The sequence below is a fragment of the Bacillus sp. ISL-46 genome (assembly GCF_018613205.1).
The window spans coordinates 1-22772 of record NZ_JAGGQR010000043.1 but is presented as its reverse complement, the minus strand read 5'-3'; the positions used below and the strand labels follow the sequence as shown (position 1 = coordinate 22772).

General features: G+C 38.4%; 23 protein-coding genes and 2 pseudogenes. 3 read left to right on the top strand and 22 right to left on the bottom strand.

Features of this window, described 5'->3' with window-relative positions:
• Positions 1 to 30 precede the first annotated feature (30 nt).
• The 22 genes and pseudogenes from J7E67_RS20210 to J7E67_RS20115 all read right to left on the bottom strand — a co-directional run bounded on the left by J7E67_RS20210 (position 31) and on the right by J7E67_RS20115 (position 20725).
• Positions 31 to 1197, bottom strand: coding sequence for a Ger(x)C family spore germination protein (locus tag J7E67_RS20210; protein WP_214732738.1), 1167 nt, complete (start codon positions 1195 to 1197; stop codon positions 31 to 33).
• Positions 1198 to 1216: 19 nt separating this feature from the next.
• Positions 1217 to 2797, bottom strand: coding sequence for a spore germination protein (locus tag J7E67_RS20205; protein WP_214732737.1), 1581 nt, complete (start codon positions 2795 to 2797; stop codon positions 1217 to 1219).
• 314 nt (positions 2798 to 3111) lie between these two features.
• Positions 3112 to 3528: a cupin domain-containing protein gene (locus J7E67_RS20200; protein ID WP_214732736.1), complete on the bottom strand. Its 417-nt coding sequence runs from the start codon at positions 3526 to 3528 to the stop codon at positions 3112 to 3114.
• A 213-nt stretch (positions 3529 to 3741) separates the two neighbouring features.
• Complete coding sequence (locus J7E67_RS20195) at positions 3742 to 4677, bottom strand: sugar-binding transcriptional regulator (protein WP_214732735.1); 936 nt, start codon at positions 4675 to 4677, stop codon at positions 3742 to 3744.
• A 20-nt stretch (positions 4678 to 4697) separates the two neighbouring features.
• Positions 4698 to 5057 (bottom strand): PTS glucitol/sorbitol transporter subunit IIA, encoded by a 360-nt coding sequence (locus J7E67_RS20190; RefSeq protein WP_214732734.1) that lies wholly within the window; start codon positions 5055 to 5057, stop codon positions 4698 to 4700.
• A 49-nt stretch (positions 5058 to 5106) separates the two neighbouring features.
• Positions 5107 to 6138, bottom strand: a complete 1032-nt coding sequence (srlE, locus tag J7E67_RS20185; protein ID WP_214732733.1) for a PTS glucitol/sorbitol transporter subunit IIB — start codon at positions 6136 to 6138, stop codon at positions 5107 to 5109.
• Between the two features lie 9 nt (positions 6139 to 6147).
• Entirely contained in the window at positions 6148 to 6678 is a 531-nt protein-coding gene (srlA, locus tag J7E67_RS20180; protein ID WP_214732732.1) for a PTS glucitol/sorbitol transporter subunit IIC, read from the bottom strand.
• Between the two features lie 478 nt (positions 6679 to 7156).
• Entirely contained in the window at positions 7157 to 8494 is a 1338-nt protein-coding gene (locus tag J7E67_RS20175; protein WP_214732731.1) for a glucose-6-phosphate isomerase, read from the bottom strand.
• Positions 8495 to 8533: 39 nt separating this feature from the next.
• Positions 8534 to 11226, bottom strand: a pseudogene (gene ppdK / locus J7E67_RS20170) (pyruvate, phosphate dikinase).
• Complete coding sequence (locus tag J7E67_RS20165) at positions 11219 to 12043, bottom strand: pyruvate, water dikinase regulatory protein (RefSeq protein ID WP_214732730.1); 825 nt, start codon at positions 12041 to 12043, stop codon at positions 11219 to 11221. The pseudogene ppdK and the gene J7E67_RS20165 overlap by 8 nt, the downstream one beginning before the upstream one ends.
• A 274-nt stretch (positions 12044 to 12317) precedes the next feature.
• Entirely contained in the window at positions 12318 to 12986 is a 669-nt protein-coding gene (fsa, locus tag J7E67_RS20160) for a fructose-6-phosphate aldolase (protein ID WP_214732729.1), read from the bottom strand.
• A 119-nt stretch (positions 12987 to 13105) separates the two neighbouring features.
• The gene (gene rpiB, locus J7E67_RS20155; protein WP_214732728.1) at positions 13106 to 13561 is read right to left on the bottom strand and encodes a ribose 5-phosphate isomerase B; all 456 of its coding nucleotides are present in this window, start codon (positions 13559 to 13561) and stop codon (positions 13106 to 13108) included.
• A 130-nt stretch (positions 13562 to 13691) separates the two neighbouring features.
• Positions 13692 to 13958 (bottom strand): phosphocarrier protein HPr, encoded by a 267-nt coding sequence (locus J7E67_RS20150; protein WP_251026891.1) that lies wholly within the window; start codon positions 13956 to 13958, stop codon positions 13692 to 13694.
• 34 nt (positions 13959 to 13992) lie between these two features.
• Positions 13993 to 15990: a transketolase gene (gene tkt / locus J7E67_RS20145; protein WP_214732742.1), complete on the bottom strand. Its 1998-nt coding sequence runs from the start codon at positions 15988 to 15990 to the stop codon at positions 13993 to 13995.
• Between the two features lie 87 nt (positions 15991 to 16077).
• The gene (locus tag J7E67_RS31440) at positions 16078 to 16164 is read right to left on the bottom strand and encodes a sugar-binding domain-containing protein (protein ID WP_308161460.1); all 87 of its coding nucleotides are present in this window, start codon (positions 16162 to 16164) and stop codon (positions 16078 to 16080) included.
• Between the two features lie 53 nt (positions 16165 to 16217).
• On the bottom strand, positions 16218 to 16562 hold the full coding sequence (locus tag J7E67_RS31435) for a sugar-binding domain-containing protein (RefSeq protein ID WP_251026889.1): 345 nt from the start codon (positions 16560 to 16562) through the stop codon (positions 16218 to 16220).
• Positions 16472 to 16837: a sugar-binding transcriptional regulator gene (locus J7E67_RS31430; protein WP_251026894.1), complete on the bottom strand. Its 366-nt coding sequence runs from the start codon at positions 16835 to 16837 to the stop codon at positions 16472 to 16474. The genes J7E67_RS31435 and J7E67_RS31430 overlap by 91 nt, the downstream gene beginning before the upstream one ends.
• A gap of 48 nt (positions 16838 to 16885) precedes the next feature.
• Positions 16886 to 17245: a PTS glucitol/sorbitol transporter subunit IIA gene (locus J7E67_RS20135; RefSeq protein WP_214732727.1), complete on the bottom strand. Its 360-nt coding sequence runs from the start codon at positions 17243 to 17245 to the stop codon at positions 16886 to 16888.
• 43 nt (positions 17246 to 17288) lie between these two features.
• Positions 17289 to 18317: a PTS glucitol/sorbitol transporter subunit IIB gene (gene srlE / locus J7E67_RS20130; protein WP_214732726.1), complete on the bottom strand. Its 1029-nt coding sequence runs from the start codon at positions 18315 to 18317 to the stop codon at positions 17289 to 17291.
• Positions 18318 to 18327: 10 nt separating this feature from the next.
• Positions 18328 to 18858 (bottom strand): PTS glucitol/sorbitol transporter subunit IIC, encoded by a 531-nt coding sequence (gene srlA / locus J7E67_RS20125; protein ID WP_214732725.1) that lies wholly within the window; start codon positions 18856 to 18858, stop codon positions 18328 to 18330.
• 21 nt (positions 18859 to 18879) lie between these two features.
• The gene (locus J7E67_RS20120; RefSeq protein WP_214732724.1) at positions 18880 to 19305 is read right to left on the bottom strand and encodes a transcriptional regulator GutM; all 426 of its coding nucleotides are present in this window, start codon (positions 19303 to 19305) and stop codon (positions 18880 to 18882) included.
• A 124-nt stretch (positions 19306 to 19429) separates the two neighbouring features.
• Positions 19430 to 20725 carry an NAD(P)H-dependent oxidoreductase gene (locus tag J7E67_RS20115; RefSeq protein ID WP_214732723.1) on the bottom strand — a complete coding sequence of 432 codons (1296 nt, stop codon included), beginning with the start codon at positions 20723 to 20725 and terminating at the stop codon, positions 19430 to 19432.
• 255 nt (positions 20726 to 20980) lie between these two features.
• Between J7E67_RS20115 and J7E67_RS20110 the strand changes: the two genes are divergently transcribed.
• The 3 genes and pseudogenes from J7E67_RS20110 to J7E67_RS20100 form a co-directional block, all read left to right on the top strand.
• Positions 20981 to 21451: an NUDIX domain-containing protein gene (locus J7E67_RS20110; protein WP_214732722.1), complete on the top strand. Its 471-nt coding sequence runs from the start codon at positions 20981 to 20983 to the stop codon at positions 21449 to 21451.
• A gap of 452 nt (positions 21452 to 21903) precedes the next feature.
• Positions 21904 to 22446 (top strand): annotated as a pseudogene (locus J7E67_RS20105) (HoxN/HupN/NixA family nickel/cobalt transporter); the annotation flags it as partial.
• A gap of 99 nt (positions 22447 to 22545) precedes the next feature.
• Positions 22546 to 22772 (top strand): HTH domain-containing protein (locus J7E67_RS20100; RefSeq protein ID WP_374223933.1); only part of this gene is annotated, 227 nt, incomplete at its 3' end.

Below are 22772 nucleotides of genomic sequence, written 5' to 3'. Positions count from 1 at the left end.
CTAATGTATACGGTAATATGTATTACTTTTTTATTTTTCTTCCTCTATGCTTGCAGACGAACCTGTTAATCCAATTAAGCGGATTGCTATGTTAACGTCTACTGTAACGTCCGCCTCAGTGAATTCCTTTTTCCAATCGTTCTTTATTTTTTTCCACTGGGTTGGATGTCTACGAAAGATCGTGTCACCAAACCCGAAAATATCTGTCTTATATTTCTTCTGCGCCTTTTTAATCAAGTGACGAACACTCTTTTCAAACTGTTCCTCTACTTCCTTTTCCACTGTGTTTACCTTATTCGATTGTGTGAGATCAAATGTTGTATTGTTCTGTTTCACCTCACCATTACCGGTCAGTGTAAGATGTACCTTCACCTTATTTCCCTGAAATGTCGTACGAATATTTCTTTTCAAGTTTCTTAATTCTACACTAATGTTGCCATTCTCTTGTGGAATAAATAAAGTAATGTATTGGTATGATAGTTTTTCTGTAATCCACATTTGATTTTTTGCTTCCTCATTGTTTAAGTATCCAACTAATTTCAAATTTTCATTAAAAATAGCACTTCCCGCAAATTTTAGGTTCTTCTGTTGCGATTCATTGCGAGAAGAAGAATCAAGTGTCCATGCTGGCAAGCTGGAACTGCTTGCATTCGTACTCGTCACTACCAAATTTAAAAAAGTAGTATTCGCTGCTGTATCAAACTGCTCATGTATTTTTAGCGATGCCTGAGAAGAGTTAGATTCGAGAGGATAGAATGTTTTCAATACATCCAATCCTTGCCCTCCTTTTACAACAGAGATATCCGTTCGTATCCCAGCTTCCGGATCTCGGGTTATCATATCTACTATTTCCTTTATACCGCGCCTCGCAAGACGTTCCCCAATATATATAGATAGCCGCTGGTTTTTAAAGATAGTTCGAGAGAGCTTGTTTTGCAGATTTTGTCTTGCTTCATACAGATCCTTTCCTTTTGCTGTTTCCACGAAAAAGGCACTTCCTCCTCCCCCGCCCTTCTCCCCAGTCGCCATCTTAGATGGAATAATAAACTGGCCACTCACTTGGTAAGTACCATTTTCCGCCACATCCATACTAAACCCAAAGGCAATCGCCTGGTCATTTAACTCTTTACTATCCCAACAACCAGTCATAACTAATAAGGACAAGAAAAAAATTATAAGACTGAGGAATTTTTTCATTACTTTTTTACGCCCTCCATTATCTTTCCGGATCAGGTTTTTGACCTTTTGGAACTCGTACACTATCTTTCCCTGCTATCAATTTAGGAAGAACATGCAGCATCCAACGGGGTGCCCGCCAAAGTGTATCTTTGACTCCTTTCCCTCTTTGTGGAGTCAACGGACTGAGATACGGAACACCAAATGACCGAAGACTGGTCAGGTGGAATAAAATTGTCAAAAAACCCATAGCAATGCCGAATAACCCAAGTGTCCCTGCTAAAATCAGCAAAGGAAAGCGAAGAATACGATAAGCCAATCCCAAATTGTAACGCGGAATCGCAAATGAAGCGATACCTGTCCCTGATACCACAATGACAACCGGAGCCGACACGATCCCCGCACTTACCGCAGCCTGCCCAATGACCAGTGCACCTACGATGCTTACTGCTGAACCTACCGGCTTTGGCAGACGGACACCCGCCTCTCTCAGAGATTCAAAGGTAAGTTCCATCAAAAAGGCTTCGACTGCCGTTGGAAACGGACTTGTTTCACGAGCAGCGGCAAAACTAATGAGTAAACTTTGGGGCATCATCTCAGGGTGAAACACTGTAATGGCTACATAGATAGAGGGGAGAAACAAAGCCACATTAAAGAGAAGAAAACGAATCCAACGAATCATTGTCATGAACATAAATCGTTCATAGTAATCCTCCGCCGCTTGAAGGCCTCCATAAAAAGTGAAAGGAACCAGAAGAACAAAAGGGGTCCCGTCGGTAAGGATCGCCACCTTACCTTCAAGCAAACCTGCCATCACGACATCGGGACGCTCCGTATTTTGAATTGTAGGAAAAGGTGAAAACGGCGCATCTTCAATAAATTCTTCAATGTAACCAGATTCCAGAACACCATCAATCTGAATGCGCTTTACTCTTTCTCGCACCTCCTCAAGAACCGATTCATTTACAATTCCTTCAATATAAGAAATCACAATATCTGTTTGAGTTATCTTACCAACGCGAAGAGGTTCCATTTTTAAACATGGACTTTTCATTCTTTTACGCAACAAACTCGTGTTGGTACGAAGCACTTCCGTAAAGCCTTCTCTTGCTCCACGAATCACCGGCTCTGAACCTGGTTCCTCAATACTTCTTGCCGCCGCTCCCTTTAGGTCTGCAAGTAAAACATCGTTTTCACTTTCAATCAAAATAGCAATGTTTGCACTTACAATACCTTGAACTACTTCATTCACTGTAGAAGCTATTTTTGTTTGTGCAACGGCAATCATTTGATCTTTAACCATTTGTCCAAACCGAGTAATATTACCCAACCCCTGGGGCATTCCTTGGAACATCATTGGTTTTAAAACGACCTCATCTAGCACTTTCGAATCAATTAAACCATCGACGTAAATCAAAAGGAGTTGGGTTTGCCCATGGATAGTAATCGGACGAAAAACTACATCAGAACAATGTTGAAAAATGTCTTTAAATATTCTCTCATTTTCTGCAAGGTCAGGGCTTACCTTTTTATCTGAAGGTAACATATTGGTATTTTCTAATTCCTTTACCCTGTTTTGACCCAACAATGTAATCAGTTTTCGCACCCGAAACCTAACCATAAATATCCTCCCAAGTTGAAAACAAATACTTCATTAGTTGCTTTATCTCATTTCTTCATACATTTTACTTTAATTGGATTTTTTATTCATAAAAGGGGGATACCACCATATCGTCTAGCTACTGGTGTGTTTAGAAGACTTTAATTGGAAGGGGCCCTATTTTCCCAATTTCCTTTTTTCTATAAAGAGCTCTGTAAAGGGGGTGTAAAGTATTTTAATTAATTCTAATAAACTGTTAATATAATTTGATTTAAATTAAGCTTTTTAAAGCCCAAAAAAAAGCCAGCCTGTTGCTGACTTATTTAGCATTTTGTTTATTCGTTATTAAGCCATTTCTTTATTTCATCTGTTGCTTCAACTTCCCTTTTATCATTTCCAGGTGGTGTTTTTACAAAAAAGATTGCTGTGCCCGGCTGTGACCGCTGTGCATAAGTTAAACCAGGAGGAGTTACATAAAAGTCTCCTTTTTCAAAGGTGTATAACTTTCCTGTCTCCACATCCATGTATTCCGCACTGCCACTAAGTATGTATTGATATTCGTACGCTTGAGTATGATAATGCGGTAATTCAGTAGTAAATTCAGCATAGGAAGTGATTCCGATTTCTAGCTTTTCATCTTCAATATACTCAAGTTCCTGCGGACGAGATAGTTTACCTACCAGATATTGTCTCATTGAAGATTCGAGTGCCCTTGTAACCTGTTCATTTTTAATAACTGACATTTTTTTCATATAATTCCTCCGTTAGATGATAAAACATGTCTCCCATCCATAAAAAGTCAATTGGAGAGAGCTTTTTATCTTTCAATCGCATCGATAGAAAGTATGCGATGCGAATAGTGGCAAATTGTTCAATGAATTCTTCTAAGCTATTTTTTTCACCCTCTGCTTAATGATTTAAAAATTAATAGGACGAAATTTGATTTCGTCCCAGATTTTCAATCCTTAATCCAATAAAGCCTTTGCCGTAAGCTCGTCGGTGATTAATACATGTACTAATTTACCTTCCAAGGCGGCTTTTATCGCCTGAACTTTTTCTAATCCACAGGCCACTCCTATAACAAGGGGAATGTCTCTTAATTGCTCTAATTTCAATGAAATCACTTGTTCATTCCAAGAATTAGATGAGGTGTCTCCATTATTGTTAATGAAGTTATAACAAATATCGCCAACCACGTCTGTCTGGTTAAAATACTCTTGAGTCTCCTGACCAAGGTACGATTTCACCATGGTTGAGTGCTCAGGAGTTCCGCCAATCCCCACAATCGCTATGTTCGCTTTGGCTGCTAAATCAAATATGTCTTGGATGGAAGTTTGGCGCATAAAGATCTCTTTCGCTTCTTTGGAATCAACCATTACCGGTGCATGAAGGAGCTTGTATTGTGCTTGCAGGACGCCTGCAAACTTTGCAACAAGAGTATTTGCATGGATATCCACCCGCTCATTTCCCATTCCTCCAACTAAAGGAACAAAGGTAACTGATGGAAATTGCTGATTTGTCGACATAGCCTCGGCTACCTCATGCAAGGTTGTGCCAGACGAAACTCCGATGGTTTGGCCATCCCGGATGACTCTTAATAAATATTTACTTGCGGCCGCTCCTAAACGACTCTTGGATGACTCATTTCCAAGGCTTGGAATACACATAACTTCACGTAACCCATATAAACGTTCTATTTTTCCTTCTAACTGCCGGTATGGGTGAATGGTTTCATCATGGATAATGACTTCAACAATCCCCAGCTCTTTTGCTTTGGCAAGATATTTTGAAATAAGAGAGCGGCTTACACCGATTTCATCGGCAATTTGAGATTGAGTGGCCCCCTCTTCGTAGTACATTTCAGCAATTTTAACAAGTATCCTTCTATCTTCAAAAGACAAGTTTATCCCCCCTTTTTTCTCTATCCCTTAAATTCAATCACACTGCCATTTTTATATTTAGGAAAGACATGTGGTGAAACAAATACAGCTCCTGGGAGAACCTCATCCTCCGGTTCTGAGAAGTAGATGGAAATATGGCCAAGTTCCCTTAAATTTGTATTTGCTGCAGATCCTACTGCCGTAATCTTATATTGTTGGTCATCAACTTGAAAAACTCCGCCTTCTATAATGGATTCCTCGGAATCGTCTATTATACTTTCATGAATGATTGCTATTTCCTTTAATTCTTGAGGTGCTTGGGGACCAAATAGGATACTAACTTTTTCTTCCTCAAATGCTAAAGCTAAAGCTCCAACCTCGGTTACAACACTTTTATACATGTCAGTTTCCTCCATTATCCTAACCGTTTTACGTTTTACATAATAAATTCTAATGATACATTCCGAAACTTGCAAGATAAGCAATAACAACGGCTAAAACCCCGGTAATTAAACGGCTATATAAAACTGCCGGCACACCGTATTGTACCGTTTCCGGTTTAGCTTCACCAAGTGACAATCCGACTGGTATGAAATCGGCACCAACCTGTCCACTAATTGCAAATAATGCAGGTAAGGCAAACTGTGGAGGAATATTCCCCGCAGCGATTTGCGTACCAATCAGTACTCCAATTACCTGTGAGATAACAGCACCCGGACCAAGGATTGGTGATAAAAATGGCAGTGTACAAACAAAAACAAGGACGATAAGTCCCCATAAAGAACTTGCCAGCGGTGATAGAGAATGAGCGATTAAATTACCAATCCCTGTATAATTAATAATTCCAATTAGCATACTGACAAAAGCCATAAAAGGAATAATATTCTTAATTAAAATATCCACGGAGTCGCGTCCTGCTTGATAAAAGATTCCCGTTACTTTCCCGATCCCTCTAGAAATTCTCATTAAAAAGTTGTCGTTATCTACAAGCTGTTCCTTTTTTATTTCTTCATAATTCTTTTTGAAGCCTTCCTTTTCTATGGTACCAAACTTTTCCTGATTGTCATCTTCTTGATTGGCTACTAATGCTGTTGATTCAACCATTCCTTGCCCTTCTGCTAAGGCGATTGATTTTTCCATAACGCCTGAAACAAAGATGTCTTCTTTAATATATTTTGCAAGCGGACCTGATGGAGAAGACGGAAGAACATCAACGGTCGGAATTCGTTTCATAGGATAAAGACCAATTCTAGCTGTGCCCCCACAGTCAATAACGACACACATTATTTCATCTTCCGGAACAGAGTTTTTAAAGCCGTCAATTGCTTCTGTTCCTGACATTTCAGCTATTTTCATCGCAACAGGATGAATTCCGCCGCCTGTAATTGAAACGACCTTTACTTTTTTTCCCTTGGGCTCAATCAGAAGACCTGCTCCCCAGCCGCCTGAACCTTTATTTACAAATACTGCCCGTTGTCTCATGATGACCCCCTATTTAGACTTCATTTCCATTTTTTTAGCCAAAACCTTTGAAATCTGTTCGGTAATAATACCACGTAAGAGCATAATGACAATTCCGACTAAAAAATAGCGTACCGCAAGTTCAGATGTTGAATATCCAGCTTGTTTTAAACCATTGGCAATTCCTAGATAAATAAACAGCTCACCTGCATTTGCATAAGGAAATAGTGCTGTCACTGGATGTAAGAAAGAAACTAAAGAATCATAAAAAGCGGGCTTTTGTTTTTCTGGTACAAAGCGCCCAAATGTATAAGCCATTGGATTTGTTAAAAATAAAATAGATAATATCGGCATTAATGTATATCTTAATAGCGTATATTTTGAAGCAAATTGAACTGCTTTATTGATTCTTTCTTCCCCTACAAATTTAATCACTGCATTCGTAAAGGTAAGTAGAACGATTAAGGTGGGTACAATACCAGTTAATAGACCCATAAATTGTTTTCCACCTGCTTCAAACATTCCGATAAAGTGTGTCCCAATCCACTGGATCCAAGTCATTAAGTGAACAGTCCCCTCTGTTATACTCTGTTAATATTTTTTAGCAAATCTGAGTAAAGCATTTCCGCAGCCTTGGAAAACCCTCAAAAGAACACCTCTACTTTAATTAGCTGAATATCTTTCTCTCTAAAAGCTGTTAATAAAATGATATCGGTTCCATTCTTTAGTATTGGAACTATTAAATCTTTTAATCATTTATCTAATATAATGGAACATATGTTATTTCATTTTAGACTGCGATAAAATATATAACAAATTCTATAATAGAATAACAAATGAATTAATTCCATGTCTTTTTATAATATTTTTATAAATTGTTACTAACTTATGTACTCATAACAAAAAAAGCTGCAGCCCTGATATAATGTGGGCAGCAGGTTTTTTCTTCAGACAAGTGAGAAGTGTTTGCATGTTTATTCAGCTATTTCAAATTCAATCGGATTTACAGCAAAAAAGAAAAAAAGGGTACTTCCTTTCACTATTTAGACAATCGCTGCATCAAATCAGCTTTTCTTTCTTCAAAACCTGGTTTACCAAGTAAAGCAAACATATTCTGTTTGTAAGCCTCAACGCCTGGTTGGTTAAACGGATTTACCCCCAACAATAGTCCACTAACTGCACAAGCTTTCTCAAAGAAGTATACTAGTTCACCAAATGAGAATTCATTTAATTCATCTATTTCCACAACCATATTCGGCACCCCACCATCTACATGGGCCAACACCGTGCCCTGAAAGGCTTTTTTGTTAACCTCGTCCATTGTTTTTCCTGTTAGAAAGTTTAAACCATCGGTATCAGCCGGATCTTCTTTGATAGTTATATTAACTTTAGGCTTGGAAACTTGTAGTACCGTCTCAATCAAATTACGTTGACCCTCTTGTACATATTGCCCCATGGAGTGTAAATCCGTTGTAAAATCAACGGAAGCAGGAAAAAGTCCTTTTTGATCTTTTCCTTCACTCTCTCCGAATAGTTGCTTCCACCATTCAGACACGTAATGAAGAGAAGGTTCATAGTTTACGAAAAGCTCAATGGATTTTCCTTTATTGTAAAGTGCATTCCTCACAGCTGCATACTGATAACTTTCGTTTGTAAAAAGGTCATAATTATTATATTTAAGAGCTGCTGCAGCTGCTCCATCCATCATTTGATTAATATCAAGTCCAGCTACGGCAATCGGAAGGAGTCCTACAGCAGTCAAGACAGAATATCGCCCACCTACATCATCAGGTATAACAAAGGTTTCATATCCTTCTTCATCCGCCAGTTTTTTTAATGCCCCTTTTTCTTTGTCAGTGGTGGCATAAATTCGTTTTCTAGCTTCTTCCTTCCCATATTTTTTCTCCAAATAGTCGCGGAAGATACGAAAAGCAATAGCCGGCTCTGTTGTAGTACCTGACTTAGAAATAACATTGATAGAGATGTCCTTTCCTTCTAAAAGTTCTAGCAAATGAGATACATAGGTAGAACTCATATTCTGGCCCGCAAAATACACCTGGGTCGTGTTGTTCATTTGATTATGGAACGTATGAGACAAAGCCTCAATTGCAGCCCGTGCACCTAAATAAGATCCCCCAATTCCAATGACAATCAAGGCGTCAGAATTACTCCTAATTCTTTCTGCAGCCTGTTTAATTCTTGCAAACTCATCCTTATCAAAGTTAATCGGTAAATCCACCCAACCAAGGAGTTCCGATCCTTGCCCTTTTTTCTCATGTAGCATGTTGTGAGCTACTTTTACAAATTCATTCAGATGCTCTAACTCCTCTTGTTGCATAAATGTTAATGTATTTGAGTAATCAAAAGAAATAGTCACTTTGTTTTTCTCCTTTATATCCGTTTATATTCTTTCTACCTAATAGCTAAAATTTAAAATCTGTACTTGAAGCTCATTCGCCCTCTGTTTTTGTTCATTCTTAATGGTAGCTTGAGCAGCTGCAAGGCGTGCAAGTGGGACACGGTACGGTGAGCAGCTTACATAATCCAATCCAATATCATAACAGAATTGGATTGAGCTTTTTTCTCCGCCATGCTCTCCACAAATTCCCGTTTTTAACCCTGGCTTTGTTTGTCTACCAAGTTTTACGCCTGTTTCCACAAGTTTACCTACTCCTTCTTGATCAAGGACGGCAAACGGATTCTCCGGAAGAACTTTATTTTCAATATAACTTTGAAGGAATTTACCCTCCGCGTCATCACGGCTATATCCAAAAGTAGTTTGTGTTAAATCATTTGTTCCGAATGAGAAAAAGTCTGCTTCTGTAGCAATTTGGTCAGCTGTTAATGCCGCTCGAGGAATTTCAATCATAGTGCCAATTAGATAATTTTGTTCCTGACCTGTTTCTTCCCTAACTTGTATTTCAGCATCGATTACTACTTGTCGCATTTCCTTTAACTCGTTAACATGACCAACTAAAGGAATCATAATCTCTGGCCTTACTTCAATTCCTTGCTGCCTTACCTTTACGATGGCATAAAAGATTGCTTTTGCCTGCATAACATAAATTTCAGGATGAATCATTCCCAATCTACAGCCGCGGTGACCAAGCATTGGATTAAATTCTTCAAGTTCACGTACTTTTCTTAAAAGATATTCCTTCTCTTTTAATTCTTTAGATTTTGGATTTGTCATTTGGAGCTTTGTCACTTCAATCAGCAATTCTTCTTTATCGGGCAAAAATTCGTGAAGAGGTGGATCCAATAATCGGATGGTTACAGGAAGCCCCTGCATTGCATTAAAAATTCCTTCAAAATCTCCTTGTTGCATTGGTAACAACTTATCAAGAGCTACTTTACGCTCCTCATATGATTCAGCGAGTATCATATCCTGGACAATTGGTATTCGATTCGCATCCATAAACATATGTTCTGTACGGCATAATCCGATTCCACCAGCACCAAATTCAAAAGCTTTTTTGGCATCTTCTGGATTGTCCGCATTAGCTCTTACACCTAGCTTTCTCTCTTCATCTGCCCAAGTAAGGAACAATTTAAATTCATCCGATAGCTGAGGCTCAATCATCGGGGTTTCACCTAACATAATTTCACCAGTTGAACCGTCAATGGTAATAATATCGCCTTGATTTACAGCAATCATTTCTCCTACTTTAAACTGCTTTGCTTTTAAATCAATCTTTAAGGATTCACAGCCACAAATACAAGGTTTTCCCATGCCCCTTGCAACAACGGCAGCATGGCTTGTCATGCCCCCCCGGCTTGTGACAGTCGCTTGAGCTGCAACAATTCCGTGAATATCTTCAGGTGTAGTCTCTTGGCGAACAAGTATTACCTTTTTCCCTTCTTTTGCTAATAGTTCTGCCTCATTCGCATCAAATACAACCTGACCTGTTGCTGCCCCAGGAGATGCGGGCAGACCTTTAGCTAATGGTTTCCGTTCATATGAATCATCGATTCGCCGATGTAGCAACTGATTTAGCTGATCAGGATCAACACGTAAAATCGCTTCTTTCTTATTAATAATTTGTTCTTCTACTAATTCAACTGCAACTCTAATTGCTGCTTGAGCTGTTCTTTTACCATTTCTAGTTTGCAGAATAAATAATTTACCACGCTCCACCGTAAACTCAATGTCCTGCATGTCTCGGTAATGTTTTTCAAGAAGTTGACACGTCTCAACAAACTGCTCATAAACCTCTGGCATTTCATCCTTTAGAGCAGAGATTGGCTGAGGGGTACGAATTCCTGCTACAACATCCTCTCCTTGAGCATTTATTAAATATTCTCCATACAGTTTACATTCTCCTGAAGATGGATTACGTGTAAAGGCAACTCCTGTACCCGAGTCGTTACCCATATTTCCGAAAACCATACTTTGAATATTTACTGCTGTACCAAGATGACCCGGAATTTTTTGAAGACGACGATATACAAGGGCACGGGGGTTATTCCAAGAATCAAAAACAGCATTGATAGAAAAAAATAATTGTTCTTTTGGATTCTGTGGAAAAGCCTTTCTCGTATGCTTTTTCACAATATCTTTGTATCCCTTAATTACTTCTTGCCAATCAGCTGCAGTCATTTCCGGATCTGAAGAATAACCGTTTTGTTCTCTTATTTCTTCTAAAAATTGCTCAAAATAAAAACCATCTATACCAAGGACAACATCACTAAACATTTGAATAAACCTGCGATAAGAGTCATATGCAAAACGCGGATTATTTGTAAGTCTGGCCATCCCCTTTACAGTTTCATCGTTCATTCCTAGGTTTAAAACCGTATCCATCATTCCCGGCATTGAAAATACTGCACCAGAACGGACAGAAACAAGCAGCGGGTTAACTGGGTCTCCAAATCTTTTACCTGTTTTTTCTTCAAGATTATGAAGTGCATCTAATACTTGAAATTCGAGTTCTGAAGGAATGGATTTTCCAGCATCATAATATGAATTGCAAGCTTCTGTTGAAATGGTAAAACCATAAGGAACAGGCAAACCGATGCGGGTCATTTCTGCCAAATTGCTCCCTTTCCGCCTAAGAGTTCCCTCATTTCACTGTTTCCCTCATCGAACATAAATACAAATTTACTCATGATACCCCACCAATCTCTTTTTTAGCATTTCTAATATTAAATCAGCTGTCTCTTCCACCGCTTTATTGGAAACATCAATGACCGGACAACCTAAGCGTTTCATAATCTTCTCAGCATAGAATAATTCCTCAAGAATCCTATCTAAATTTGCATAATTCACCTGTGCTGTTAACCCTAACCTTTTTAAACGCTCTCTACGTATTTCATTCAGTTTATCTGGTGTAATAACTAAGCCAACACATATGTTTCTTCCAATTTCAAAAAGTTCATCAGGAGGTTTTACTTCTGGTACCAAAGGTATATTTGCCACATTCAATCCTTTATGAGCCAAATAGATAGAAAGTGGTGTCTTTGATGTTCTAGAAATTCCGATTAATACAATGTCGGCACGTTTTAACCCTTGAGGATCCCGTCCATCATCGTATTTTACTGCGAATTCAATTGCTTTGACCCTTCGGAAATAGTTAGCATCTAATTTCCTCATTAATCCAGGCTCAAACTTGGGAGCCTTATTAAATGTTTGACTGAATGCATCCATAAGTGGGCTCATTAAATCGATCGCAATGATCCCTTCAGCTTGTGCTCTTTTGTCAAGATACTCTTTTAAAAACGGAATTACGATTGTATAGGCTATGATCGAGCTACTTTGCTTCGATAGATTAATAACATCTTCAATATCCTCGATTTGCTGCACATAGGACTTATGTTTTATTTCAACATTGCCTCCATTAAATTGGGCTGCAGCTGCCTTTACGATTAACTCAGCAGTTTCTCCCACCGAGTCCGAAACCACATATACAATTTCATTCTGTTTCAAATTTGTTCTACCTTTCTATATCAGGTAATATCGTTAATAATCCACGCTTTTGTGTTGAGGCAAAAATCCGCTCAATTCCAAATTAACTTTGTACCCAGTGGACTATTGGGAATAATCTAAATTTTTAAATTAAAAAAGAAGAGCCAACCTATTTGCAAGAATGGCTCTATCTAAGATTTTCAGATATATCAAACACTAACATACGTTTATATATTTTAAAAAAGATAAATTAATTGAGTAAATCATAGGTATATGAACAAATTGTAGTTAACACTTAGTTTTTAGGGGCTAATTCCCAATCAGCAATAAATTTTGCAATGCCTTGATCTGTTAGCGGATGCTTAGAAATTTGCTCAATGACTGAATATGGAATCGTTGCAATATGGGCGCCAGCCATAGCTACACGAGTCACATGATCCGGATGGCGAACAGATGCTGCAATAATTTGGGTATTAAAACTATGAATGCGGAATAGTTCAGCTACTTTTGATACTAATTGTACCCCGTCCTCAGAAATGTCATCTAAGCGTCCTAGGAAAGGAGATACATAAGTTGCACCTGCACGAGCTGCTAATAACGCTTGATTCACTGTAAAAATAAGTGTTACATTCGTTTTAACACCTTTATCCGCAAGATAACGGCACGCCTCTAAACCAGCTAACGTCGTAGGGAGTTTAATTGTAACTTTCTCATCTCCGCCGTTAATTTTGATAAGCTCTTCAGCTTGCGCAATCATTTCATCAGCAGTCACCGCATCTGGGGTTACTTCAGCTGAAACAGATTCTACACGTGGCACAGCTTGGCAGATTTCTGCTATGCGGTCTTCGAATTTAACTCCTTCTTTAGCCACTAAAGAAGGGTTTGTAGTAACACCAGCTAAAACGCCGATTCTATATGCCTTTTTGATATCCTCAAGATTTGCTGTATCAATAAAAAGTTTCATGCCAAATCTCCTCAATTTTTAATGTAGTCATTTTGTTTTTTCCTCGTTACTTTTTTGTTTTCTATCTTTTGATGCTTCACGAGGTTCTTCGTATTTGCTATCCAGCTTCCTACCATTAGTTATTTTTTCAACTCATGGTAGGCTTCATATATTGCTATTTTATTGACACGATATTCGTGTCTCCCCCCTTCAAAAGGGGTTGTTAACCATATTCTTGCAATATCGCGTGCTAAACCAGGGCCAATGACACGCTCTCCCATGGCTAAAATGTTTGTATCGTTATGTTCTCTCGTTGCTTTAGCACTGAACGTATCATGCACAAGTGCACAACGAATTCCCTTTACCTTGTTAGCTGCAATACTCATTCCAATACCAGTTCCGCAAATTAAGATACCACGGTCTACTTCACCGGTTGCTACCTTTTTAGCTACGGGAATAGCGTAATCTGGAAAGTCAACAGAGGAGCTGCACTCACATCCTAAATCTACATACTCAATATTCATCTCTTTCATTAATGAGATGATTTCTTCGCGAATATTTATGCCGCCATGATCAGATGCAATGGCTACTTTCATGTTTTTCCTCCTATCCCTCTTTTAAAAGGGCCAAACAGTGAATTATCGAAATTCTTATGGAATACTCAATTATTCGGTAACATCTATTCTTTTGATTAGATATAACATACTAATCATTTACCATGTTGGCCTAGTTAGCGAGTCCTTCGCTTTTCATTACCTCATCAATACTTGCGATTACTTGCGATTCATCATCACCTGTTGCAATGACCTTCACACTCGCCCCTTTTGGAATACCCAACGACATAACTCCCATAATCGATTTTAAGTTTACTTGTTTCTCTTTATATTCAATCTTCACGTCCGAAGAGAATAGAGAAGCAGCTCTAACTAACGCTGTAGAAGGACGAGCATGGATACCTGATTCATCTATTATCGTGTAACTTTTTTCAATCATCTATGATTCCTCCACTCTATTTTCATGTAAACTATTACAATAGCTCTTTTACTTTTACGACAATATTTTCAACTGTAAAGCCATAGTTCTCGATTATTTCTTCACCAGGGGCTGAAGCACCGAACTTATCAATGCCTAATACCTCTCCTTCTGTTCCTACATAGCGGTACCATCCGGAAGAAGCACCCATTTCAATCGCAAGACGTTTTGTTACAAATTTTAGCAATACAGATTCTTTATACTCGGCAGATTGAGCTTCAAAAAGATCACAGGAAGGCATACTAATAACAGATACATCAATCCCCTCTTCTGCCAATGCTTGTTGTGCTTTCACTGCGAGACTAACTTCAGAACCCGTTGCTAAAAGTAGCGCATCAGCCGTTTCTTTCTTACTTGGAGAAATCACATAGGCTCCTTTGGAGACTTTCTCATAAGTATCTTCTTTTGCTCCTTCCAATACTGTTAAGTCTTGGCGAGACAACACTAGTGCTGTTGGCTTGTCCGTAGATTCTAGTGCAATTCTCCAAGCTGCACTTGATTCATTTCCATCAGCAGGGCGAATGACAGATAAACCTGGCATTACACGCAGTGCTGCCAACTGTTCAATTGGTTCGTGTGTAGGTCCATCTTCACCTACAGCAATACTGTCATGTGTTAATACATATGTCACAGGAAGCTTCATTAAGGCAGCAAGGCGAATAGCAGGACGTAAGTAATCTGAGAATACGAAGAATGTCCCTCCATAAGTTTTCAAACCTCCATGTAAAGCAATTCCGTTCATTGCAGCACCCATTGCAAATTCACGGACACCGTACCAAATGTTTTTACCGCTGTAATCTACTTTTGAAAAATCCTTTTCCTTTTTCATATAGGTTTTGTTGGAGCCTGCAAGGTCTGCTGATCCTCCAAAGAAAGATGGAACTGCTGCTGCGATCGCATTAATGGCATCTCCTGAAGAGGAACGAGTAGCAATCCCTTTACCCACTTCATATTTAGGAAGGGCCTCCTCCCAATTCTCTGGCAAACATCCTTCAATTGCCAATTTCAATTCGTTTGCTAACTCCGGGTGAGTCTCCTGGTATTGAGTAAACATCGCGTTCCATTCTACTTCTTTTTGCTTGCCAGCTTCTTTTACAGCTTTACGGAAATGGTTATATACTTCTTCTGGCACATGGAAATCATCAAAATTCCATCCATATGCTTGTTTCGCTAACGCCGCTTCATCCTTGCCAAGTGGTGAACCGTGTGAATCAGATTTCCCAGCTTTATTTGGAGAACCGAAACCGATGGTTGTTTTTACTTCTATCAAGGTCGGACGGGTTTCGTCCCCTTTTGCTTCTGCAATTGCTTTTGTTAATTCTTCTATATTATTACCATCTTCTATTCTAAGTACTTGCCATCCGTACGCTTTGTAACGGTCTGCCACGTTTTCGGAGAAGGAACGGTTTAAGTCCCCATCAAGTGAAATGTCATTTGAATCATAGAGAACAATTAAACGTCCTAGGCCTAAATGTGCCGCAAGCGAAGAGGCCTCTGCAGAAACACCTTCCATTAAGTCTCCATCCCCACAAATGACAAATGTACGATGATTTACAATTTCATACGCATCACGGTTAAACTTTGCCGCCAAATGCCGTTCTGCCATCGCCATTCCGACTGCCATTGCAATTCCTTGCCCCAATGGTCCCGTCGTAGCATCTACTCCAGGAGTATGACCAAACTCTGGATGTCCCGGTGTCTTGCTTTCCCATTGTCGGAAAGATTTAATGTCTTCAAGGGTGACATCATATCCTGATAAATGCAGTAAGCTATATAAAAGCATAGAACCATGGCCAGCTGAAAGAACAAATCGGTCCCGGTTAAACCATTTTGGATTTTCAGGATTTTGACTCATGAATTTTGTCCACAATGTATAAGCCATTGGGGCGGCACCCATTGGCATTCCAGGATGTCCTGAATTTGATTTTTCGATTGCATCTATAGAGAGTGTACGAATAGTGGCGATAGATAATTGTTCAATCGATTTTTCTATAGTTAGGTTCATTTCTTATTCTCCCTCTGCTTAATAATTTAAAAATAATGGGACGATATTTGACTTCGTCCCAGATTTTTTTAATCCTTAATCTAATAAAGCCTTTGCCGTAAGCTCGTCGGTAATTAATACATGTACTAATTTCCCTTCCAAGGCGGCTTTTATCGCCTGCACTTTTTCTAATCCACAGGCCACTCCTACGACAAGGGGAATTTCTTTTAATTGCTCTAATTGGCTATATTCGCTTTGGCCGCCAAATCAAAAATGTCTTGGATGGAGGATTGGAGCATAAGGATCTTCTTCGCCTCATTAGAATCAACCATTACCGGTGCATAAAGGAGCTTGTATTGTGCTTGAAGGTTCCCTGCAAGCTTTGCAACAAGAGCATTTGCATGGATATCCACTCGCTCATTTCCCATTCCTCCAACTAAAGGAACAAAGGTAACTGATGGAAATTGCTGATTGGTAGACAAAGCCTCAGCTACCTCATGCAAGGTTGTCCTAGAGGAAACTCCAATCGTTTGGCCATCCCGAATGACTCGTAAGAGATATTTACTTGCCGCCGCCCCCAAACGATTCTTGATGTCTCATTTCCAAGGTTCGGAATACACAAAACTTCACGTAACCCATATAGACGTTCGATTTTGCCTTCCAACCGCCGGTATGGGTGAATGGTTTCATCATGGATAATGACTTCAACAATTCCCAGCTCTTTTGCTTTGGCAAGATATTTTGAAATAAGAGAGCGGCTCACACTGATTTCATCGGCAATCCGAGACTGAGTGGCTCCCTCTTCGTAATACATTTGAGCAACTCTAACAAGTATTCTCCTATCTTCGAAAGACAAGTTTATCAACCCCCTTTATTTTTTCTATTTCTCGGAGGTTTAGTTCTTCTACTCCTTAAATTCAATCACACTGCCATTTTTATATTTCGGAAGGACATGTGGTGAAACAAATACAGCGCCTGGAAGAACCTGATCCTCCGGTTCCGAGAAGTAGATGGAAATATGGCCAAGTTCTCTTAAATTATTATTAGCCGCAGATCCTACTGCCGTAATCTTATATTGTTGATCATCCACTTGGAAAACTCCGCCTTCTTTAATGGAATCCTCGGAATTGTCTATTACACTTTCATGAATGATTGATACTTCCTTTAGTTCCTGAGGAGCTTGAGGTCCAAACAAGATATTAACTTTTTCTTCCTCAAATGCTAATGCTAAGGCCCCAACTTCTTTTACAATACTTTTATACATGCGAATTTCCTCCAATAATTGTTTTACGTTTTTAATTTAGATCTTAATACATTCCAAAACTTGCAACGTAGGCAATAACAACGGCTAAAACCCCGGTAATTAAACGGCTGTATAATACTGCCGGCACACCGTATTGTACTGTTTCCGGCTTAGCCTCACCTAGGGACAATCCAACTGGTACGAAATCGGCACCAACTTGCCCATTAATTGCAAATAATGCAGGTAAGGCAAACTGTGGCGGAATATGCCCCGCAGCGATTTGCGAACCAATCAGTACTCCGATTACCTGTGAGATAACGGCACCCGGACCAAGAACCGGTGATAAAAATGGCAGTGTACAAACCACAACAATGACGATAAGTCCCCATAAAGAACTTGCCAGAGGCGATAAAGAATGAGCAATTAAATTTCCAATCCCTGTATAATTAATAATTCCAATTAGCATACTAACAAATGCCATGAAAGGGATAATATTTTTAATTAACATGTCAATCGAATCGCGTCCTGCTTGATAAAAGATTCCCGTTACTTTCCCGATTCCTCTCGAGAATCGCATTAAGAAGTTTCCTTTATCCTCAAGTTTTTCCTTTTTTAATTGTTCATAATTCTTTTTAAAGCTTTCCTTGTCTTTTGTATCAAACTTTGCCTCATTGTCATCTTTTTGACTGGCTACTGCCGCTGCAGTTTCAACCATTCCTTGCCCTTCTGCCAAAACGATTGATTTTTCAGTAACGCCTGAAACGAAAATATCTTCTGTAATATGCTTTGCAAGCGGACCTGATGGAGAAGAAGGAAGAATATCTACGGTTGGAATTCGCTTCATTGGGTATAGACCAATTCTAGCTGTTCCTCCACAGTCAATAACCACACACATCATTTCATCTTCCGGAACCGCGTTTTTAAAGCCGTCTACTGCTTCTGTTCCTGACATTTCAGCTATTTTTCTGGCAACAGGATGAATTCCACCGCCTGTAATTGATACAACTTTTACTTTTTTTCCTTTTGGCTCAATTAGAAGACCTTTTCCCCAGCCCCCTGAACCTTTATTTACAAATACTGCTCTTTTCACCATAATGATCCCCCTAACGTGAATTCGCTTCCATCTTTCTCGCTAAAATTTTAGTAATCTGTTCGGTTATAATACCACGTAAGAGCATGATGACTATTCCGACTAAAAAATAACGAACGGCAAGTTCGGATGTTGAATAACCGGCTTGTTCTAAACCGTTTGCAATTCCCAAATAAACAAACAACTCGCCTGCATTTGCATAAGGGAATAGTGCTGTTACTGGATGGAAGAAAGAAACTAAAGAATCATAAAATGCTGGCTTCTGTTTTTCTTTTACAAAACGACCGAATGTATAAGCCATAGGATTTGTCAATAATAAAATAGATAAAATCGGCATTAAAGTATATCTTAGTACCATGTATTTTGCAGCGAATTGAATCGCATTATTGATTCTATCTTCTCCCACAAACTTAATCACTGCATACGTAAATGTAAGTAAAACCACCAAGGTGGGTACAATACCCTTTAATAGACCCATAAATTGTTTTCCGCCCGCTTCAAACATTCCGATAAAGTGTGTCCCGAACCATTGAATCCATTCCATCGATGTGAACGCTCCTCCCCATTAACTCGTTGTAATATTTTTTTTAGCTATTGATAGTAAAGCATTTTCCGCAGCCTTTGAAAGAGCCGCACTAACAGCAGGTACTTTATGGCGCTTTCCTGTTTTTAAACGATCTTCTTGTACCTCGCTTAATAAGGCCCCAACATGTTTACCCTTATATTTTCCTACCTCTTTAAACCTTGAAAGGACTGAAAAACCATTAACCACATAACACTCTTGAATCATATAGCTATTGTTGACAATTAGCATTGCGATTGCCCCTGGCCTAAATTTCCTTTTTTCCATACTAGAGAATAAGTAATATCCTTCTTTTTCTTTGTAAAGACTTACAATATTTTCCATACTGTTACGATAATAACGTACTTGGATAAAGGTTAAGGCATATTGGACAATTAACAAACCGCAAAGAATAATGGTAATTTTCATAAAATTGAGTTCACTCCTCTTGTAAGTAGCCGTTTAGGTTTAAAAAAGGCTGCAAAGCTAGCTCTTCAAGAATCAGGCTTTGCAGCTACATGCATACTTACCCTTTATTTGAGTGATTAGAATCTCAAACAGTTACTGATTCTTGAAGTATTTTTGAATCTACTACTGAAGTGGCAGGAAATAAACTATCTTGTAGTGATCTTAATTTCCAAACGGTGGTGTTAACATCTAACTCGACATCATCCGTAGTTAAGAATTGACCTTGTTTGATATCTTTTTTAGCTATAACTTTACCACTAATTAATCCAATTGGAATATGTGCGTTTCTCTTCATTTCTTGATGCGTTTCAACAACCCCACGTACGGAATATCCACCGATGCCATCAAGTGATTCTCCTGCTTTGATATCACGTTTTGCAACTGCTACTGTATCAGCGATTGGTCCACCTAGAGGTTGAATAGAACCTTCGTTTTGTAATATTGCTTTTGCAATCGTAATTGGTGTCTCTAGACTTGCTAAATGGAATGGACGATACAAGATGTGGTGATCTCTTTCACCCTTTTTCATCAAATAACTTAATTCATGGGCTACGCCTTCATTTTGACCTTTCACAATTACAAACACCCCAGGTGCAAGACCATCAACATATTCTACTACACCAAATTTATTCAATACTCCGCCATTTTCTTTTAAATCTAAATCTTTTAGAACTGAATCAAGGTCTCCGGAAATTCCATGCATTCCAACAACGTCTGGTACGAAACCAATAGCGTTTGATAATAAGTTCATTTCTGCCATTGTTTTTGTTCCATCTTGGAAAGCGGCTAGCATATGCGCAGCCATTTTATTTCGTTTTGCCTCTTCCGCTGCTGTATCAGGATTGGCTGTGATACGTAATTTATTATTTTTTCCTTTACCTGCAACAAGTACTTCCATTCCCATTGTTTTTGCAAATTCGAATAATTCTAGGGTTGCGGCTGGCTCATCACCTGCTGAACCTGTGTAAACCAATCCTGCATTATTAAATAACTGATGCATGATTGAACCAATGGTAATGTCTACTTCAACATTTAGTAGAACAAGATGTTTTTTCGATCTTAATGTTTCTAGAGAAATGTTAGCTCCTACTTCTGGAACACCTGTAGCATCAACAATTACTTCTACGTTAGAAGACTGAATCACTTTACGGAAATCATTGGATACTAAGATTTGTTCCTTTTTTACAGAATGCTGGTTATAGTAATCTGCAGCCCTTTGTGCAGCGTCAATATTAATATCACTAATACCGGTAACACTCATCCCTGGAATAGTCGAAATTTGAGCAATCATTCCAAATCCCATTTGGCCTGCACCGATAACTCCTACTCTAATTGGTTGATTAGCTTTTTCTCTTTCTAAAAGCTGTGTGTAAATTGACATTTATTTCATCTCCCTAATTTTTTTGAATGTTAAATCTTTTAATCGTTTTCAAGATAAACTATAATAATATTAACATTTGTTATTACCATTAACATTTAAGAAAGATAAATATCAAATATATCATAGCGTAGAAAAAGATTTAATTACGTATCATTGGTTACCGCGGTTATCATTTGTTACAAGTTTATTATAAAATGGTTTGAAAAGGCTGTCAATAAAAATCAGGGAAAAAATTTATTTGAAGGAGGTCATTATATGAATCGAACTGATTATTATTACGATCAAAATGCACCCAAGGCAAATAACATTGTGCCTGCTGTCTCCGCTGTAATCCTTCGCAATCACAGGGATATTCTACTTCAGGAACGGGTTGATAATGGTATGTGGTCTTTACCTGGAGGTGGTATCGAACCGGGAGAAACAGTGGAGGATGCGATAAAAAGAGAGGTAATGGAGGAAACAGGATTCGCAGTCGTAGTAAAGAAATTGATTGGAATCTATAGTGATCCTAATCATGTAATAAAGTATGCAGATGGAGAAGTACGTCAGCAATTTTCAATTTGTTTTTTATGTGAAGTTATAGAAGGATCACTCAAAACCAGTCATGAATCAAAAAGGGTAGAATTTGTTCCGTTATGTGATTTGGATACTATTCATATTCATGAAGCGCAAATGATCCGGATTCAGGATGCCCTTAGCTGTAAAAATCAGCCCTTTTTAAGATAGATAGTTATAAAGGTCGATGTTATCGATGTTTTTCCGTCAACTTTTAATGTGTAAATAGCACTAGCTTTGCGGCTATTTTTTCGGCACTTAAAAGATTATAGATCCCCCTTTCGAATCTTTGCAGACCCCAAACATTAAACCGCTGTCTTTTCACTGCAGAGAAGCACTCCTGGGTGTCCCATAAAATCCTGGACACCCTTTAATGAAAACAAAATGATTCTTACTAGAGTATAAGGAATATTATTTAGTACTTTTAAGCCAAAATTTATCAAGCCACTATAAAGTAGACAATCCGTTTTATTTTATTAGGGCTTTTCTTATGGCAAAAGGCTGTTGCTGTTATCTAATGTTCAGCTTTTTTTAAGTTTAACTGTAGTGATCCATATTTACAGACATTTATTACGTGTTTCAAAATCTATTTATTTTATAAATTATTAAAGGAGGAAATATTATTGGAGACAAGTTTTTTATCCATTCTAGCTTTAGGATTTGTTCTTGGAATCAAGCATGCGATTGAGCCAGACCATATAATCGCTGTATCCACTATTGCTAGTCAAAGTAAAAAATTGGTTCGTTCCACTTTAGCGGGAGTATTCTGGGGGATAGGTCATACAGCCACATTATTCATTATTGGAATTATTCTTATTCTAATGAAAGCGGAGATACCAGAAAAATGGGCTATGTCATTAGAGTTTTTAGTAGGTGTTATGCTCGTTTAACTTGGTGTCACAGCTATACTTTCTTTTAAAAATATCTATGTGCATCAGCATGAACATGAACATGATGGAGAACATAAACATATCCATTCCCAAACACATAGTGGAAAATATGCGCACAAACACCAATATAAAAATGTTTCATACTTAAAATCTATGTTTATTGGTTTAGTTCATGGGCTTGCAGGAAGTGGAGCAATGGTACTATTAACAATGAGTACAGTACAGAGTGTTTGGGAAGCTGCTATTTATATCTTTATATTTGGTGTAGGAACCGTTTAAACTGTACCCGTTAGAGTAGACACTTAAAAAAGGTCTGCCCTATCGGGTACTTTTATGTATAATGAATAAAAATTGTAAGAATCGGAGAATAATCCTATGTCAAAAAAACTCTTCACTGATAAAGAAATAAAGATCCTTTCTAATAATCCTTATGTCAAATCTGTAAGTACAAAAGGAATTACCTACACTGATGAATTTAAAAGGATTTTTATATCTGAAAGTGTGAATGGAAAATTACCACGGCAGATTTTTGAGGAGAATGGTTTTGATGTTGATATCATTGGTATCGTTAGGGTACAAAAAGCAGCTTATAGATGGCGTGT